At 31.1% G+C, this 17,059-nt stretch carries 14 protein-coding genes, 5 tRNA genes and 1 riboswitch; of the genes, 16 read left to right on the top strand and 3 right to left on the bottom strand.

The window, feature by feature from the left end; genetic code table 11:
- Positions 1-26: 26 nt before the first annotated feature.
- From ACZ5N4_RS23525 to ACZ5N4_RS23505, 5 genes are all read left to right on the top strand, one after another.
- The gene (locus ACZ5N4_RS23525; RefSeq protein ID WP_464211039.1) at positions 27-104 is read left to right on the top strand and encodes a hypothetical protein; all 78 of its coding nucleotides are present in this window, start codon (positions 27-29) and stop codon (positions 102-104) included.
- A 38-nt stretch (positions 105-142) separates the two neighbouring features.
- The gene (locus tag ACZ5N4_RS23520; RefSeq protein ID WP_464204899.1) at positions 143-1,387 is read left to right on the top strand and encodes a methylaspartate ammonia-lyase; all 1,245 of its coding nucleotides are present in this window, start codon (positions 143-145) and stop codon (positions 1,385-1,387) included.
- A 117-nt stretch (positions 1,388-1,504) separates the two neighbouring features.
- Complete coding sequence (locus ACZ5N4_RS23515; protein WP_464204898.1) at positions 1,505-3,238, top strand: sigma-54 interaction domain-containing protein; 1,734 nt, start codon at positions 1,505-1,507, stop codon at positions 3,236-3,238.
- A gap of 320 nt (positions 3,239-3,558) precedes the next feature.
- Entirely contained in the window at positions 3,559-4,353 is a 795-nt protein-coding gene (locus ACZ5N4_RS23510) for a gamma-glutamyl-gamma-aminobutyrate hydrolase family protein (protein WP_464204897.1), read from the top strand.
- A gap of 99 nt (positions 4,354-4,452) precedes the next feature.
- Positions 4,453-5,829, top strand: a complete 1,377-nt coding sequence (locus ACZ5N4_RS23505; protein ID WP_464204896.1) for an alanine/glycine:cation symporter family protein — start codon at positions 4,453-4,455, stop codon at positions 5,827-5,829.
- 138 nt (positions 5,830-5,967) lie between these two features.
- Here the strand turns inward: ACZ5N4_RS23505 and dapB are convergent, their stop codons facing one another.
- From dapB to ACZ5N4_RS23490, 3 genes are all read right to left on the bottom strand, one after another.
- On the bottom strand, positions 5,968-6,714 hold the full coding sequence (gene dapB, locus ACZ5N4_RS23500) for a 4-hydroxy-tetrahydrodipicolinate reductase (RefSeq protein WP_464204895.1): 747 nt from the start codon (positions 6,712-6,714) through the stop codon (positions 5,968-5,970).
- Positions 6,715-6,857: 143 nt separating this feature from the next.
- Positions 6,858-7,739: a 4-hydroxy-tetrahydrodipicolinate synthase gene (gene dapA / locus ACZ5N4_RS23495; protein ID WP_211143987.1), complete on the bottom strand. Its 882-nt coding sequence runs from the start codon at positions 7,737-7,739 to the stop codon at positions 6,858-6,860.
- A gap of 63 nt (positions 7,740-7,802) precedes the next feature.
- A complete protein-coding gene (locus ACZ5N4_RS23490) occupies positions 7,803-8,798 on the bottom strand; it encodes an aspartate-semialdehyde dehydrogenase (RefSeq protein WP_464204894.1) in 996 nt (331 codons plus the stop codon).
- Between the two features lie 266 nt (positions 8,799-9,064).
- A riboswitch (Lysine riboswitch) is annotated at positions 9,065-9,287 on the bottom strand.
- 194 nt (positions 9,288-9,481) lie between these two features.
- Between ACZ5N4_RS23490 and ACZ5N4_RS23485 the strand changes: the two genes are divergently transcribed.
- From ACZ5N4_RS23485 to ACZ5N4_RS23435, 11 genes are all read left to right on the top strand, one after another.
- Positions 9,482-11,182: a peptide ABC transporter substrate-binding protein gene (locus ACZ5N4_RS23485; RefSeq protein ID WP_464204893.1), complete on the top strand. Its 1,701-nt coding sequence runs from the start codon at positions 9,482-9,484 to the stop codon at positions 11,180-11,182.
- Positions 11,183-11,356: 174 nt separating this feature from the next.
- Positions 11,357-11,620 carry a small, acid-soluble spore protein, alpha/beta type gene (locus tag ACZ5N4_RS23480; RefSeq protein WP_464204892.1) on the top strand — a complete coding sequence of 88 codons (264 nt, stop codon included), beginning with the start codon at positions 11,357-11,359 and terminating at the stop codon, positions 11,618-11,620.
- A 120-nt stretch (positions 11,621-11,740) separates the two neighbouring features.
- Positions 11,741-12,484 (top strand): class I SAM-dependent DNA methyltransferase, encoded by a 744-nt coding sequence (locus ACZ5N4_RS23475; RefSeq protein WP_464204891.1) that lies wholly within the window; start codon positions 11,741-11,743, stop codon positions 12,482-12,484.
- Positions 12,485-12,572: 88 nt separating this feature from the next.
- Entirely contained in the window at positions 12,573-13,460 is an 888-nt protein-coding gene (gene hslO / locus ACZ5N4_RS23470) for an Hsp33 family molecular chaperone HslO (RefSeq protein ID WP_464204890.1), read from the top strand.
- Positions 13,461-13,696: 236 nt separating this feature from the next.
- A tRNA-Val gene (locus ACZ5N4_RS23465) sits at positions 13,697-13,772 on the top strand.
- Positions 13,773-13,779: 7 nt separating this feature from the next.
- Positions 13,780-13,856: transfer RNA gene (locus ACZ5N4_RS23460), tRNA-Asp, on the top strand.
- Between the two features lie 14 nt (positions 13,857-13,870).
- A tRNA-Phe gene (locus tag ACZ5N4_RS23455) sits at positions 13,871-13,946 on the top strand.
- A 6-nt stretch (positions 13,947-13,952) separates the two neighbouring features.
- Positions 13,953-14,027: transfer RNA gene (locus ACZ5N4_RS23450), tRNA-Gly, on the top strand.
- 5 nt (positions 14,028-14,032) lie between these two features.
- Positions 14,033-14,107 (top strand) — tRNA-Cys (locus ACZ5N4_RS23445).
- 358 nt (positions 14,108-14,465) lie between these two features.
- The gene (locus ACZ5N4_RS23440; protein WP_464204889.1) at positions 14,466-15,998 is read left to right on the top strand and encodes a YncE family protein; all 1,533 of its coding nucleotides are present in this window, start codon (positions 14,466-14,468) and stop codon (positions 15,996-15,998) included.
- Between the two features lie 57 nt (positions 15,999-16,055).
- A complete protein-coding gene (locus tag ACZ5N4_RS23435) occupies positions 16,056-17,045 on the top strand; it encodes a glycosyltransferase (protein ID WP_464204888.1) in 990 nt (329 codons plus the stop codon).
- Positions 17,046-17,059 lie beyond the last annotated feature (14 nt).

Raw genomic sequence — 17,059 nt, 5'->3', positions numbered from 1 at the left:
ATATCCGATGATTATCATTTTATAACATGAAAGTTAACGGAAATAGATTGCATACTGCTATAAGATATGGAGTATCTCAAGCAATAGTGGTAGTCATCGGATAAATACAAAAATAAACTATTTAGAAAGATGGGTGTAAAAAATGAAAATAGTTGATGTTATTTGTGCAGAAGGAAAAACTGGATTTTATTTTGATGACCAAAGAGCAATAAAAAAAGGAGCAAAGCATGATGGATTTACATATGTAGGAGAGCCTGTAACAGACGGCTTTACTAGTGTAAGACAGGCGGGAGAAGCTATATCTGTTATGTTAGTGCTTGAAGACGGTCAAGTAGCACACGGAGATTGTGCTGCAGTTCAATATTCAGGAGCAGGCGGAAGAGACCCACTATTTTTAGCAAAAGACTTTATACCAGTAATAGAAAATGAAATAGCACCAAAGCTTATAGGAAGAGAGTTAAACAGCTTTAAAGCTCTTGCAGAAGAATTTGATAACATGAAAGTTAACGGAAATAGATTACACACAGCTATAAGATACGGAGTATCTCAGGCAATACTTGATGCTGTAGCAAAATCACAAAAAATAACTATGGCTGAAGTTATAAGAAATGAATATAATCCAGAAGCTGAAATTAAAAGAGTTCCAATATTCACTCAATCAGGAGACGACAGATACGATAACTCAGACAAAATGATCATAAAAGGTGCAGATGTAATGCCTCATGCACTTATAAATAACGTAGAAGAAAAGCTTGGATTAAAAGGTGAAAAGTTATTAGACTATGTTAAATGGCTAAGAGATAGAGTTCTACAATTAAGAACAACAGAAGAATATAATCCAATATTCCATATAGATGTTTATGGAACAATTGGGGCTGCATTTGATTGCAACATAAAGGCTATGGCTGATTACTTAGGAACTTTAGAAGAAGTTGCTAAGCCATTCCAATTAAGAATTGAAGGACCTATGGATGTAGAAGATAGACAAAAACAAATGGAAGCAATGAGAGACTTAAGAGCTGAGATAGACGGAAGAGGAATAAAAGTAGAATTAGTTGCCGATGAATGGTGTAACACTGTAGAAGATGTTAAGTTCTTTACTGATAACAAAGCTGGACATATGGTTCAAATAAAGACTCCAGACCTTGGAGGAGTTAACAATATAGCTGATGCTATAATGTACTGCAAAGAACATGGTATTGGAGCTTATTGTGGAGGAACTTGCAACGAAACTAATAGATCTGCTGAAGTTACAACAAACATAGGTATGGCTTGTGGAGCAAAACAGGTACTTGCAAAACCAGGAATGGGTGTAGACGAAGGCTACATGATAGTTAACAACGAAATGAACAGAGTACTTGCATTAATAAATAGAAGAAACAAATAAGCAGATTTCTAGTTAGGAAAAGGCAGTTTTAAAAACTGCCTTTTCATGTATTCTATTTTATAACATTTGGATATATTTTCAAAGAAAAATGACTCATTGATAAAGGGGCAAAGCGTTATGCACAGTTTAATGTATAAAATAAAAGAATTTATACAGAATTTAATAGAAACAACAAGTTCAGTTATCGAATTTGATATTTATGTTACTGACAAGCATTTAATAAGGGTAGCAGGAACTGGTGTATTTAAGGAAACTACTGGAATAGCACTTCCTAAAGGTTGTGCAAATGATTATGTAATTAAAAAAGGGGTTCTCTTAATTATTGATAATCCACAGGAAAGTGAAATTTGCAATACATGTCCAATGAAAGATTATAATAAATGTGAAAGAGAATATTCAATAATATATCCTATAAAAAATGAATGCAAGTGTATTGGGGCGATTACAATTGCATCTTTAACACCTGAGCTTAAAGATAAACTAATTAAGATTAAGAGTAAATTAATTACATTTCTTGAAAGACTTGGAGATACTATTATAACAAAGATAAAAGAAAAAGAAACAGAGGATAGGTTAATAACAGTATTAAACTCAATAAGTGAAGGAATTGTGTTAACCGATTTTTGTGGTGAAATAATTAGATATAACAGCAATATGAAAGCAATGTTAAAGAATCAAACTAACATTAAAAATATTTTTCCGGAAGCTTGCTTAGAGAATATAATAAGTGATGCAAAAGAAGACAGTAGTAAAGAGTGGGAAGTAGATTTAAGATGCTCAATTCCTAATAATAGAATGTTTGTAAGTGTTAAATTTATTAATAGCGATAATGAAAAGTCGGATATTCTTTTTAAATTCAAACATAAAAAAGAATTAAGCAATATAGCATATCAGCTTTTGGCAGATGCTTCCCATTTAAATATAAACCTTGATAGTATAGTAGGAAACAGTAGTTTAATGAATAAGACGAAAAATCTTGCAGTACAAGCTGCCAAATATGAATCTAATGTTTTAATTTTAGGAGAAAGTGGGACAGGTAAAGAGTTATTTGCTAGAGCAATTCATGAACTGAGTGAAAGGAAGAAAGAACCTTTTATAGCAATCAATTGTGCGGCTATACCTGAGAATCTTCTTGAAAGTGAACTTTTTGGATATGAAAGCGGTGCTTTTACAGGAGCGAATAAAGGAGGAAAACCAGGCAAGTTTGAGCTTGCCAATGGTGGAACGATATTTCTTGATGAAGTTGGAGATTTATCACTGCATTTGCAGCCTAAATTATTAAGAGTAATTGAATATGGTCAATTGGAAAGAGTAGGAGGAGTAAAACCAATAAAATTGGATGTTAGAATAATTGCAGCTACGAATAAAGACCTGGAAGAAATGGTTGAGGCGGGGGAGTTTAGAGAAGATCTTTTTTATAGATTATGTGTAATACCTTTAATGATCCCCTCTCTTAGAGAACGGCCGGAGGATATTATACTATTAGCTGAATATTTTCTAAATAAGTATAACGAAAAGTTTAAAAAGAATATTATTAGCATATCAGAAGAGGTAAAAAAACAATTATTGTTATACGAATGGCCTGGAAATGTAAGGGAATTAGAGAATGTAATTGAGTATTCGGTTAATATGGCTAATACAGATATATTAACAACTGCATGCGTTCCAGGAAAAATCAATAGTGAAGCAAAAAATGAAAAATATAAGAATTTAAAATCAATAAGACGAAACTGCCTTCAAAATCTACTGATTAAGTACGGTAGTACACTTAAAGGTAAACAAAAAATTGCAGAAGAGTTAGGGATAAGCCTTTCTACTTTATATAGAGACATAAAAAAATACAATTTGTAAAATTTATTGTTCAAAATGAAAAACTTATTGTCAAAATGACAATAGACTTTACCATTGTTAATATTTAATCAAAACTAATATATTTAATCTAAATTGTCAAAATGACTTGTCATTTTGACAATTTAGATTTTAAAAGTAATTAAAACTACACTAAATCTGCTAATTTTATTTTGGCACATATTTTGCTTATAAATATGCATAGTAAAAAATCATTTCATATAAAGAAAGGAGCAGATATTCAATACAAAACAGATAGACACTATTTAATTATATTCTCAATGATAACTAAATTTTTTACTAAGTAAGTAGGAGGAGTAGAAATGAAACCGATTATAGGCATATGTGCAGATTATTGTAGTGGATTAAGTGAACTTTTTGGTAGTTTAGGTAGCAAGCTTGATTGGCAGCTTACTACAAATGATTATGTTAAGGCTATTGAAAGAGCTGGTGGAATTCCTATAATTATTCCTGTGTATAATAATGAAAATAATATTGAAGATATTACTGATATGGTTGATGGAGTACTTTTTGCTGGAGGAAATGATATTCATCCTAAACATTATGGTGAATTTATGGGATCTAAAATAGGACCTCTTAATCCGGGAAGAGACAAACATGAATTGAGTTTGATAAAAAATGTTATTAATAAAAGCGAAATGCCTGTCTTTGGTATTTGCAGAGGATATCAGCTTTTAAATGTTGCTTGTGGTGGAACTCTTTATCAGGATTTATGTCAAGTGCCATTAGAACTAAAAAATAATGCAGATATAAATCATTCTATGTATGGTTCACCAAAATATAATCCGGTACATAAAGCAGAAATAAAAGAAAATAGCAAGTTCTGTAAGGTTATAAATAAGACAACAATAGAAGTGAATTCATATCATCATCAGGCAATAAAAGATGTTGCGGATGCCTTTAAAGTTGCAGTTTCAGCGCCAGATGGAATTGTTGAAGCTATAGAATTAAAAGGGGATAGATTTGTAATTGGAACACAATGGCATCCAGAAATGATGGTAGAGCATTACCAAGAACATTTTTTAATTTTTAAGGCATTTGTAGAAGCATGTATAGAATATAAGAAAAATAAGCAACATCAATGTGCAATAGCGTGAGTATTTCGATTTTTCAATAGTTATGTAAAGGTTTTAAAAAATAATTATATATAGAAGAGTTGAAGAGCTTATAAATAGATGTTAAATGGAGGATGAGCAATGGAAAACTTGGAGACTTTATTAAAAGAAATATCGGCGTTAGTCTGGGGGCCCTGGACAATATGTGCATTGGTTGGCTTAGGTGCTTATTTAACAATAGGTACAAAATTTTTACAAATAAGAAAGATTGGTTTTATTTTTAAAGAAACATTTGGGAAAATATTTGTAAAGGAAGAGGACATTCCAGGAGAAGGAACATTAACTCCTTTCCAATCTGTAACAACAGCGTTAGCATCTACAGTAGGTGTTGGAAGTATCGTTGGAGTTGCAACGGCGTTAGCTTTTGGAGGTCCTGGTGCAATATTCTGGATGTGGGTTGCAGCTTTTGTTGGTATGTGTACTAAATATGCAGAAATTACTTTAAGTATAGCATATAGAGAAAAAAATGAAGAAGGTAAATTTGTTGGTGGACCTACATACTATATGAGAAAAGGATTAAAATCTAAATTCTTAGCAACATGGTTCGTAGTTACTTTAATATTAAATACTTTAGCAGGAACTATGATTCAATCTAATGCTCTTGCTGGAAATATCGTTTACTATTTCAATATTTCACCTAAAATTGTTGGACTTATAATTATAGCTCTTGTAGGTATTGTTTCTATGGGGGGGATATCAAGAATAGGTAAGGTTACTGAAAAACTTATCCCAGCTAAGGTTTTACTTTATCTTGCATCAGGAACTATAGTTATATGTGCTAACATATCAAAAGTTCCTGAAGCAGTTAGTCTTATTTTCAGATGTGCATTTTCACCTGTTGCTTTTGGTGGTGGATTAGGCGGTGTTGCAGTAGCAACAGCTATTAGATACGGAATAAATAGAGGATTATACTCTAATGAAGCTGGACAAGGTACAGCTCCTATAGCACATGCTACGGCAAAGACAGATCATCCTGCACGTCAAGGTATGTGGGGAATTATAGAAGTATTCATCGTTACATTTGTTGTATGTACTATAACTTCTTTAGCTATTTTAACAAGTGGTGTTCTTCAAACAGGAGCGTCACCAAATATATTAGCTAGTTTAGCTTTTGGAAAAGTTCATCCTTTCTTATCATATGTTGTTAGTATAAGTATTATATTATGCGCTTACTCTACACTAATTGGTTTATGCTATTATGGAGAGTCTACAATGAACTATGTTGGTGGAGCTAAAGCTGGAAAAATATACAGATATGGATTCTTACTATTTATTTTCATGGGTGCTGTAGGTGCATTAAAAATAGTCTGGTCAGTTGGAGAAATTGTAATCGGTTTAGGTGTAATTTCAAATATTATTGCACTTATTCGTTTAAGCCCTCAAGTATTTAAATTAACTAAAGAATTCTTTGATGATAAAGAAAGTGCAGTATTAAAATGTAAGGAAGATGTGGTATAAAAAAACATCTTGTGAACAATATATACAGTATGATTTGAAGTGAATTTTTACATATATAAATAAAGTATTTAAAAGAAGTATAGTTCATTTATATTTGAGTTTGAATGAATTATACTTCTTCTTATTGAAACTTATTTCTTATTTAACTACATCATCCATTGAATATAGACCTTTTCCTTTGCCATACATAAATTGACACGCCTTAAGGGCGCCTACAGCGAATACTTCTCTTGAAATCGCATAGTGATTAACTTCAATGACTTCTCCTTGTCCTGCAAAGATAACTTCATGATCTCCAACTATGCTTCCACCTCTAACAGCATGTATTCCAATTTCCTTAGGGCTTCTTTTAGCTATACCTTCTCTTCCGTGAACAAATATAGTTTCTTCAGGTAAGGATTCTTTTATTGTATTTGCAAGTAGAAGAGCTGTTCCACTTGGTGAGTCAACTTTTTGATTATGATGCTTTTCTATTATTTCTATATCAAAGTCCTTATAAAGTAGTGCACTTATGCTTTTTAAAACTTTATTTACTACATTAATTCCTATAGACATATTTGCTGAACGGAATAAAGGAATTTCTTTAGATGCTTCCTTAATTTTTAAAATCTGTTCATCACTGAAACCCGTTGTACATAATACAATACCTACATTTTTTTCTTTAGCATATTTAAGAAGACTATCTAATGCATCTGGTCTTGAGAAATCAACAATTACATCTGCATCAACAGTACAATCATCAATATTTGAAAATACAGGATAAGTGTTTTGCTGGTTACTTTTATCAACACCTGCTACGATGCTTAAGTCTGGGAAGTTGGATACTATACTTGAAATAACCCTTCCCATCTTTCCGTTACATCCACTTAGTATAATTCTAACCATTGTAAACCTCCTAGTAATTAATTAAAAATAAAATGTGTTAAAATTATAGCATCAAATAATATGAGAATTATGTCTTTATTTTATAAAGTTTATCTTCATATTATATGATGCTACACTTAAGATTATAATTCTATTTTAAAAAGTTATTTTAAAAGCCCGTAATTTTTTAATTCTTTCTTTAGAACCTCTAAATTTGCATCAGTCATATCACATAATGGAAGTCTCAAATTTCCAACATTCATTCCTAAAACATTCATAGCTGTTTTAACAGGTATAGGATTTGTTTCTATAAATAAAGAATTTGTTAAAGCAAGAGAATCTAATTGTATTTTTAAAGCCTCTTTAGTTTTACCAGCAAGATATAATTCGCACATATCATGAGTATCTTTAGGAATTATATTTGCAAGTACTGATATAACACCTACGCCACCTAAAGACAGTATAGGAATTATTTGATCATCGTTTCCAGAATATATATCAAGTCTGTCGCCGCATAAAGCTTTTATTTCAGCTATCTGGCTTATATTTCCACTTGCTTCTTTAACAGCAATTATATTATCAAATTGGCATAGTTCTTTTAGTGTTTTTGGAGTAATATTCATGCCTGTTCTTCCAGGAACATTATAAACAATTATAGGAGTCTTAACACTTGTAGCTATAGCTTTAAAATGTTCTACAAGACCTTTTTGTGTAGTTTTATTATAATAAGGAGTTATTACTAAAAGTCCGTCTACACCTATACTTTCAGCCCATTTGCTCATGTTTATTGATGCAGCAGTATTGTTTGTTCCTGTTCCAGCTATTACAGGAATTCTTTTATTTACTATGTCTACTGTGAATTTTATTGTTTCTTTTCTTTCTTGTTCGCTCATTGTAGATGCTTCGCCAGTGGTACCGCAAACTATTATAGCATCTGTGCTTGACTTAATGTGCCATTCAAGTAGTTCTTCTAATTTTTTAAAATCTACTCCTGTTTCATTAAATGGAGTTACTATAGCAACACCGGAACCTTTAAATAAACTCATACAAACACCTCATCTTAAATATTTTTATATACATAAGTAATTTATGTTTTAGATTTATATAAATTACTTATTTTCACTAATTATATATTCGGCTATTTGAATAGCGTTAGAAGCTGCTCCTTTTCTTATGTTATCCGCTACAACCCATAAATTTAAGCCATTATCAGTACTAAAGTCTCTTCTAATTCTTCCAACAAAAACTTCATCACGACCTGCAGCATCTATAGGCATTGGGTATTCAAGATTTTGAACATCGTCTTTTAAGATTACTCCTTTTGAATTCTTATATAATTCAAATACATCATTTAGTTCAAATTGATTTTTTAATTCTACATTGATGCTTTCGCTGTGCCCATAAACTACAGGCACTCTAACTGTAGTAGCTGTGATTTTTAAGTTATCATCATGTAATATTTTTTTTGTTTCGCTAATCATTTTCATTTCTTCTTTTGTGTATCCGTTATCCATGAATACATCTATGTGAGGAATAACATTACCAGCTATAGCATAAGGAAATTTTTTTGGTGCAGTACCTTTATAACCTTCGAACAAGTCATTATAACCACCCATTCCAGCACCAGATACAGCTTGGTAAGTTGAATATATTACTCTATCTATTCCATATTTATCATGTAAAGGCTTTAGTGCAACTACTGCTTGAATTGTAGAGCAATTAGGATTTGCAATTATCCCTTTGTTCCATTTGATATCCTCAGGGTTTACTTCAGGTACAACTAGAGGAACTTCAGGATCCATTCTCCAAGCACTGCTATTATCTATAACAGTAATATTGTATTTAGCGAATATAGGAGCAAACGCTTTACTTACATCTCCACCAGCGGAAAATAGTGCGAAATCTATCTTCTTATCTTTAATGTTATCTTCTTTTAGTTCCTCAACAACAACATCTATACCCTTAAATTTTATCATTTTTCCAGCAGATTTTGCAGATGCATAAAGATAAATTTTATCCACTGGGAAATTTCTTTCTTCTAATACTTCTAAAAACTTTCTTCCAACCATGCCTGTACAGCCAACTACTGCTACATTGTATTTCATTTTAAATACCCCCTAAAATTTTATTTATAGTTTATTGTAAAACCTCAAGCAATTAGGACTTAAGATTTTGTATACCTGCTTAAAGAATTCTACTCAGCTAATTATATTATATGTTGAATTTTTGCATAAATTATTGCTAAAATTGCTTAATATATTGCAAAAAGTGCTTTAAATTAATTATATTATATAATTGTATATAATTTCTAGAAAAATAAAAGCAGCAAAGGAACACCTCTGCTGCACAAAAAATACAATGCAACTCTGTGTACCTTTGTAGCTCTCCACCTTCATAAATGAAACCATACAAAAATCGTATAGCTAAGTTATTGTATAAAACAAAAACTTAAGTGACAACCTTACACATATTATGTGCAAAGCCAGAAAATAATTCCGCCAAATTATTTTCTTCGGCCATAATTCCTTTCTCTATTTCTTAGCGTCTGCCGACTAAAAATAAATACTATTAATTACAGCACCTCTACCCTAAGGTAAGTATCGTTATTAAATTACAATTAGTTTAACATACGTAATTATACATTTCAAGTTTTTTTTATGCATACATATAACTATTTTTAGAAGTTTTGTAGAGACCACTTGAATAAAAATTTAACAAACTACCAATAATGTATAATAGGTAAAAAAAACCATAAAGATCTAATTCGAAAACATAAGGAGGTAATTTATTGAAGATCAAAAAGATTGGATTCATAATAATAGTTCTTACTATTTTTTCTTTATGGGGATGTGGAAAAAACACAATTAAAACCAATTCGGAATTAAATAAAAATGATAGCGAACAATACATAAGTATTATATTAAAAGATGAACCAAAAATTTTAGACCCATCTAAATCAACTGATAGGTACTCATCTCAAATTCTCTTCGAGGTTAACGAATCCCTAACAAGAGTAGAGGAAGATAAGGATGGCAAAAATATAGTCAAGCCTGCTGGTGCTGAAAGATGGGAAGTGTCTCCAGATCAATTGAAATGGACATTCTACTTAAGAGATAATCAATGGTCTGATGGTAAGAAGGTAACAGCTAAGGATTATGAGTATGGGATTAAGAGAACGCTAGATCCAGCCATTAAATCACAAAATGCATTTTTATTATATCCAATAAGGGGAGCTAAGGAATATAATGTTTTGGAAACAAATAAGTCTAGTAATATATCCTCGAACAAATTAGGAGTAAGGGCACTAGATGATAAAACATTAGAAATTACACTAGAAAGACCTTGTGCATATTTTTTAAAGTTAACAAGTTACGAAATAATGCAGCCTCAAAGAAAGGATATTGTAGAAAAGTATGGAGATAAATATGGAACTGAGGTGAATACACTAGTTTTTAATGGTCCATTTTTAATAAAACAGTGGACTCATAACAAAGAACTAGAGTTGATAAAAAATAACTCATACTGGGATGCTAAATCTGTTAAGCTTGAAAAAATAATAATGAAAATAGAAAAAAATGACACAGATATAATGAATGAATTTCTAAATAATTCGCTAGATCTGGTAGGTGGTATATCACCAGAATGGAATAACAAGCTTAACAAGAAGAATGAGATTGATATTTTAAAAGTAGAGGAACCATCTATAAATTGTGAAATTTATAATCAAAATAATAAGATATTTAGTAATCCAAAGGTTAGAAAAGCTTTCTCATTAGCTGTAGATAGAGAGGCTATCAGTAAAGATTTATGGAAGGGGCTATATGCTCCGGCTTATGGGTGGGTGTCGCCATCTGTGCAAATAGGAGAGGAAGGTTTTAGGGAAAAAGCTAACTTTGAGCCAATAAAAGAGTTAAAGAAGGAATATCCGGATGCTAAGAAACTTTTAATTGAAGGGTTAAAAGAACTGGGGATGGAGGCGGATACAAGTAAAATTACAATAAGTTATTTACAAGCGGGGGCAGATATAGATCAAAGAAATATAGCGGAATTCTTTCAAAAAATGTACTGTAAAAATCTCGGAATAAATTTAAAAATAGAATATGTTGATTATCCAATGTTCCAGAAAAGAATAAACTCAGGTGAATATCAACTGGCTAGTATAGTTTGGACAGGGGATTACAATGATCCTTCTGCTGAATTGAATCTATGGATCGCTAGTGCGGGCATTATACCAACTGGATGGTCAAATCCTATATATGACTCACTAGTAGGAAAAGCAAATAGTATTGGGATAAATGGAAATGAAGAGAGGTTTGAAGCCTTTAAGGAGGCTGAAAACATACTTGTGTCAAAAGATGCAGTAATTTCACCCATTGTATATAGAAATAGACAAATCTTAAAATATAAATATGTAAAGGGTGTAATGACACCATTATTCGGGCCAGATGTTGAATTAAAATATGCTTATACTAGTGGTAGAAATAATTAATGGTAAAGGGGCTGCCTCATAATGTATATCTATGCATTATGAGGTAGTCCCTTATTAGATTTGTATTATAAATTCACTATTAAGCTAATTTTTATTTATAACCAATATTATAACGTATAAATAGTTTATTAAATGTAAAAAATAATAAACAGAAAAGTGGGAGGGTGGTATAATATGACAAAAACACCATTAAAAAAGGTTATAAAAGCTAAATTAAAGTCTCATAGAGAGTTAACAGAAGCAGAGAAGCTTAGGGAGAAATTAAAATATGAAATAGCAGAAGAGTTAGGACTAAAAGATAAGGTAGATAAGTATGGGTGGAGCGGCCTAACTGCTGAGGAAACAGGGAGAATAGGCGGTATAATGACTAAGAGAAAAAAAGAGTTAAACATTCCTAAAAATGAAGTTATTTTAAATGAACAAAGATATAGATTATAAAAGAGCTATATATAAGTTTATGTTAATAAGCTAGATTATTGACTTATGTATTAAAAATATATAATATTAATTGGTAGATAATTTAGAAGTGTATTTTATTAACTTTGAGAGGGAATTAATATGGAATGTTATAAAGAATTTGCTCATATTTATGATGAACTTATAAATAGTGACATAAATTATAAGCAATGGGCAAGTCAGATATTAAAGATATGCGATGAATTAAAGGTAAATAGAAAAGATTATTTAGATCTTGCATGTGGTACAGGAAATATTACAGGAGAAATTGTATCTGAATTTAATAATACCTGGGCTGTTGACTTATCTTATGATATGCTTACAGAAGCAGAGACTAAATTAAGAGGTAATAGAAATAATATCAAATTCGTTTGTCAGGACATAACTGAATTGAACTTAAATAGAAAATTTGATTTAATTACTTGTTGCTTGGATTCTACAAACTATATATTAGAAGATAGCAGTTTAAAAGAATACTTTTCAAGCGTTTTAAACCATTTAAAGGATGAAGGTATTTTTATATTTGATATTAATTCATATTATAAACTTACAGAAGTTCTAGGGAATAATGTCTATAATTATGATGATGAGAATGTTACTTATATTTGGCAGAACTCTCTTGAAGAGGATATTGTGGACATGTATCTTACTTTTTTTGTTAAACAAGGAGAACTGTATAAAAGATTTGATGAGCAACATAGTGAAAGAGCTTATAGATGCGAAGAAATAGAAACAATCTTAAAGGAAATAGGGCTTGAAATAGTTATGAAAATGAATAATTATGAGGATAGAGATATAGAGGACATAACAGAAAGAATAGTTTATGTGGTGAAAAAAGGAGGTTAAAGTCCTAAATGGACTTTAACGGGTAATTTGTGAGCGGGAGCGAACGGGTTAAATTACCCCGTGTTTCCGACTAAAAGGAGGAAAAAAAATGAATGATAAAATAGTGAGAGCTACAGCTCAAAATGGTGATATTAGAATAATAGCTGCAATAACAACTAACCTTGTAAATGAAGGTGTTAAAGTTCATAATTGTGCTCCTACAGCAGCAGCAGCACTTGGAAGAATGCTTACAGCAGGAAGTCTTATGGGGGCTATGCTTAAGTCAGAAAGCGATTCTTTAACTTTGAAAATTTCCGGAGGAGGAGATGCTCAAGGTGTTGTGGTAACATCTCACGCTGATGGACATGTAAAAGGATATATTGGCAATCCTCAAGCTGATTTGCCTCCAAATGAAAAAGGAAAGCTTGATGTAAGTGGAATTGTAGGAAAAAATGGTAATTTATTTATCATAAGAGATATGGGATTAAAAGAACCTTATGTTGGTCAGGTACCTATATACACAGGTGAAATAGGTGATGATTTAGCGTATTACTTTACAGTTTCAGAACAAACTCCATCTGCAGTAGGATTAGGAGTACTTGTGGATAAAGACTTAAGAGTAAGTGCTGCTGGTGGATTTATAATCCAAATGATGCCAGGAGCAAATGAATTAGTTGCAGACATAATAACCTATAGACTTCAAGAAATACCTTCTATAACGGAAATGATAAGTAAAGGGATGACTATAGAAGAAATTTTGAATTTTATATTTGATGATATGGATTTAAAGATATTAGAGGATATGGAGCCTTCATATAAATGTGATTGTTCTAAAGAAAGAGTTGAGAGAGCCTTGATTAGTATAGGAGAAAAAGATTTACAAGACTTGTACAATGAAGGGAAAGAAGAAGAATTAAAATGTCATTTCTGTAATAAAAGTTATAAGTTTACTTCAGAGGAAATCGGCGAACTTCTTAAATTCGCTAAGGATAAATAGAATTATTTTAAAACTTGAAAAGTGGGAAATTAAAAGAATGATAGTGACAAATTAAGATAAACGAATATAAGTTTATATAATTTACAATTGGCATTTTGACAAGTTGTATTTAATTTTATATGATAATGTTTGTTAAGAAGATATTGAGAATACTCAGTAATTTATAAAAATCATAAAAAATGTTGACATGATTAAATTACTGTTGTATAATCTTATATGTCTTAGAAAATTGGTGAGGGCGCATAGCTCAGCTGGGAGAGCATCTGCCTTACAAGCAGAGGGTCACAGGTTCGAGCCCTGTTGTGCCCACCATAAATATGGCCCAGTGGCTCAGTTGGTTAGAGTGCCGGCCTGTCACGCCGGAGGTCGAGGGTTCGAGTCCCTTCTGGGTCGCCATAAAAAACTAAATTGGCTGGATAGCTCAGTCGGTAGAGCAGAGGACTGAAAATCCTCGTGTCCCTGGTTCGATTCCTGGTCCAGCCACCACATAACGCGGGAGTGGCTCAGTGGTAGAGCGTCACCTTGCCAAGGTGAACGTCGCGGGTTCGAATCCCGTCTTCCGCTCCAAATACGGCGCTATAGCCAAGTGGTAAGGCAGAGGTCTGCAAAACCTTTATTCCCCAGTTCAAATCTGGGTGGCGCCTCCAAATAAAAAAAGAGAATTGTTTTTAACAATTCTCTTTTTTTATTTTATAAAGATATCATAGTGATTTTAAGATGAAATCATTTTATACATTTAAAAGATGAAGATATGGTAGATTAAAAGTTGATTCACAGCATATATTAGTAATATGCTTAATTAAAGCACACTAAAAAATATAATACAATGGTTTAGTTTTGACAAAACTTTTTCAAATAAAGTACAACATTTGCATATTATAATATTAGCATTGTATAGTAGTTGTTAGTTTTGTTATCTATAAGATTAATCAACTACTTAAGTATGCTAACTAAGTATATGTAAAACCATTATCTTGAGGTGTGAATGGGAAGTGAATTTTTAACATGAAAGATTTGTTAAATAAAATCATGTATTATATTGCAAATTATGCAGAAGGAACTTTATCGATAGTAGACGGAGTAAAAAATGAAATTATCAAAAAAGTTGAGTGTAATGTTCAACCCTATGACATTGTAACAGGAAGTGAAAATAAAATATTCGTTGCAAATAGTGGATCGAACACTATTTCTATAGTATGTGCTAATGGTAGCGTTAAAACTTTGAAAATGCCTAATAATGGTCATATAGATGTAGATTTTAGCATGACAAGAGTGTATGTTAGTAACATTAGTAGTTTAGCAGTTTATAATATAGAAAAGGGTAATTTACTGTGGAGAGTTGATGGCTTTTATAGTGTGAAGTTTATAAAACTTAGCAATTCGAAAAATAAATTATTTGTATTAGATGATAACAAAGTAACAATATATAATGCTAAAGATGGAAGTGTTATAGGAAATATTCTTGTTGGAAATGCACCATCATTTATAGAAATTAACGAGAATGATGATATAGCATATATATCAAATACAATGGACAACTCTATATCAGTTATAGATATAAACAATCTAGAAGTAATCTTTACTATATTTAATGTAGGAAATGCTCCTATTGGGATGAAGTTGCTTAAAAACAATCTTTATGTAGTAAATAGCTTAGGAAACAATGTAACTATAGTTAACGCGTTATTAAATTCAGTTATGTCTAGCATATCAGTGGGAATAGGTCCAGAAAGGATTACTTCTACCCCGGATGGTGAAAAGTTATTAGTTTCAAATACTACTGAAAATACCATTTCTATAATAAATTCATTAACAAATAGGGTAGAAGCAACAATACAAGGATTTAGTCAACCAATAGGTATTGTTGCAGTAAATTCAAATTTGGATTTTATGCCTTCTCAAGATGTAAATTTTACAGATCCATACCAACTTAGTGATATAAGTGAAGCTGTATGTATAAGGGAAAATAAGATATTTTCTAGATGTGTTTTAAGAGTGTGTTTTAAGGATGTTAAAGCAAAAGCTCAATTAAATTCTATATATTCCTATATTGTAGATGAAGTTAGGTTTTTTAAAGGATATATTGTTCCAGGATCATATAGAAGAAGTTCTCTAAAAGACAATCCTAGTTTCTCAAAAATAAGTTTTTCTTTAGCAATACCATATGCTTTTAAATATTATGATAAGAGTAATAATTTATTTATAGTAAATGATGTAATAGAGGATAATGAAAGAAATATAGTGCTATATGTACCTGATACAAGAAGTGAAACGGAACTAAAAACTATTGTTAATACTCGATCTCAACTTTTAAATGCACCTATTTTCAAAGATGGTACCTTTATATTTTCAGTAGGTACATTCATTGAAGTAAGCATTGTCGGAGAAGTAGATTTGCTTATACCTGCTTTAGGATATTGTACTAATCCGCCAGAATGCGAAGAGTATAAAGACGATTCGATTTCTCTATGCAAAGAGATTTTTGAACTAAAGCTATTTCCAGATGATTTTTATCCTAGGGATGACTGTTTAGATTGATGTTGGTTAGCTGTAAATATAGAATATTACTAATAAATACAATTTGGGGGTGGCAGTATGCCTACTATAATTTATCCATCTCCTGTTGACTTTAAATGGATGTTTCAAAGGCCTCAACAACTACTACTCAATATGAGCTTGTTGGGATATAAGTGTATATTTATAAACCCTGACATCCATATAAAACAGAAGAGTGATATAGAAAAAATAAATAATAATTTTTTATTAGTTAGCAAGAGGTACTCTATTAATTATAGAAAATTAAGTAAACCTATAATATTATTTGAAAGCTACCCTCCAGAACACAATTTAAATAGGCAGATTCCACATAATATACTAATTTTCGATTGTATAGATTTCCCATCAGAACAGTTCGAACATTGGAAGGAAAATTTCGATGTTTTGAGTGAAAAGGCAGATATAATAACGTGCTCGTCTCAGGGACTGTATATGTTGCAAAGGAAGTATGGTGAAAAAGTCCATATGATAAGAAATGGAGCAGATTTTGAGTATTTTAAAAAAGCTGAAATAGTAGCTAATAATAGAGTAAAACAAGTAGGTTTTATAGGAAGTTTAGCATCTTGGTTAGATTACAATTTAATAGATTATATTATAAAGAAAAATCCAGATAAAAGATTTGTATTTGTAGGAGATTTCTACGATATAAAACCTAATTTTAATTACAACAATGCAGTTTTTACTGGTAGAAAAGATTATAAGGATCTTATAAAATATATGAAGGAGATGGATGTCTTTATAAATCCATTTAAGATTACACCTATGACTAATTGTGTAAGTCCTGTTAAGCTATATGAATATCTAAGCACAGGTAAACCTGTAGTATCTACTGCTATTTTAGAGATGATTTCTATAGATAGAGATTATGTATATGTGGCAAAAGATTATGAACAATTTCATAGTCTTTTAAACATAGCGGTAAAGGAAAAAAATCTTAAAAAAAAGCAAAACAGACAAAGATTTGCTTACCAAAATTCATGGCTTTTTAGAGCAAAAAATCTTCATGAGATTATAAAAAAATATCTATAAAAATAATAATCTAT

Source organism: Clostridium nitrophenolicum, assembly GCF_055391695.1.
This window is presented reverse-complemented; position numbering and strand designations above follow the sequence as displayed.

Excerpts from the sequence above, each read along its gene's own strand:
- ACZ5N4_RS23525 (WP_464211039.1), top strand. The coding sequence starts at position 27 with ATGAAAGTTAACGGAAATAGATTGCATACTGCTATAAGATATGGAGTA.
- ACZ5N4_RS23520 (WP_464204899.1), top strand. The coding sequence starts at position 143 with ATGAAAATAGTTGATGTTATTTGTGCAGAAGGAAAAACTGGATTTTAT.
- ACZ5N4_RS23515 (WP_464204898.1), top strand. The coding sequence starts at position 1,505 with ATGCACAGTTTAATGTATAAAATAAAAGAATTTATACAGAATTTAATA.
- ACZ5N4_RS23510 (WP_464204897.1), top strand. The coding sequence starts at position 3,559 with ATGAAACCGATTATAGGCATATGTGCAGATTATTGTAGTGGATTAAGT.
- ACZ5N4_RS23505 (WP_464204896.1), top strand. The coding sequence starts at position 4,453 with ATGGAAAACTTGGAGACTTTATTAAAAGAAATATCGGCGTTAGTCTGG.
- dapB (WP_464204895.1), bottom strand. The coding sequence starts at position 6,714 with ATGGTTAGAATTATACTAAGTGGATGTAACGGAAAGATGGGAAGGGTT.
- dapA (WP_211143987.1), bottom strand. The coding sequence starts at position 7,739 with ATGAGTTTATTTAAAGGTTCCGGTGTTGCTATAGTAACTCCATTTAAT.
- ACZ5N4_RS23490 (WP_464204894.1), bottom strand. The coding sequence starts at position 8,798 with ATGAAATACAATGTAGCAGTAGTTGGCTGTACAGGCATGGTTGGAAGA.
- ACZ5N4_RS23480 (WP_464204892.1), top strand. The coding sequence starts at position 11,357 with ATGACAAAAACACCATTAAAAAAGGTTATAAAAGCTAAATTAAAGTCT.
- ACZ5N4_RS23475 (WP_464204891.1), top strand. The coding sequence starts at position 11,741 with ATGGAATGTTATAAAGAATTTGCTCATATTTATGATGAACTTATAAAT.
- hslO (WP_464204890.1), top strand. The coding sequence starts at position 12,573 with ATGAATGATAAAATAGTGAGAGCTACAGCTCAAAATGGTGATATTAGA.
- ACZ5N4_RS23440 (WP_464204889.1), top strand. The coding sequence starts at position 14,466 with ATGAAAGATTTGTTAAATAAAATCATGTATTATATTGCAAATTATGCA.
- ACZ5N4_RS23435 (WP_464204888.1), top strand. The coding sequence starts at position 16,056 with ATGCCTACTATAATTTATCCATCTCCTGTTGACTTTAAATGGATGTTT.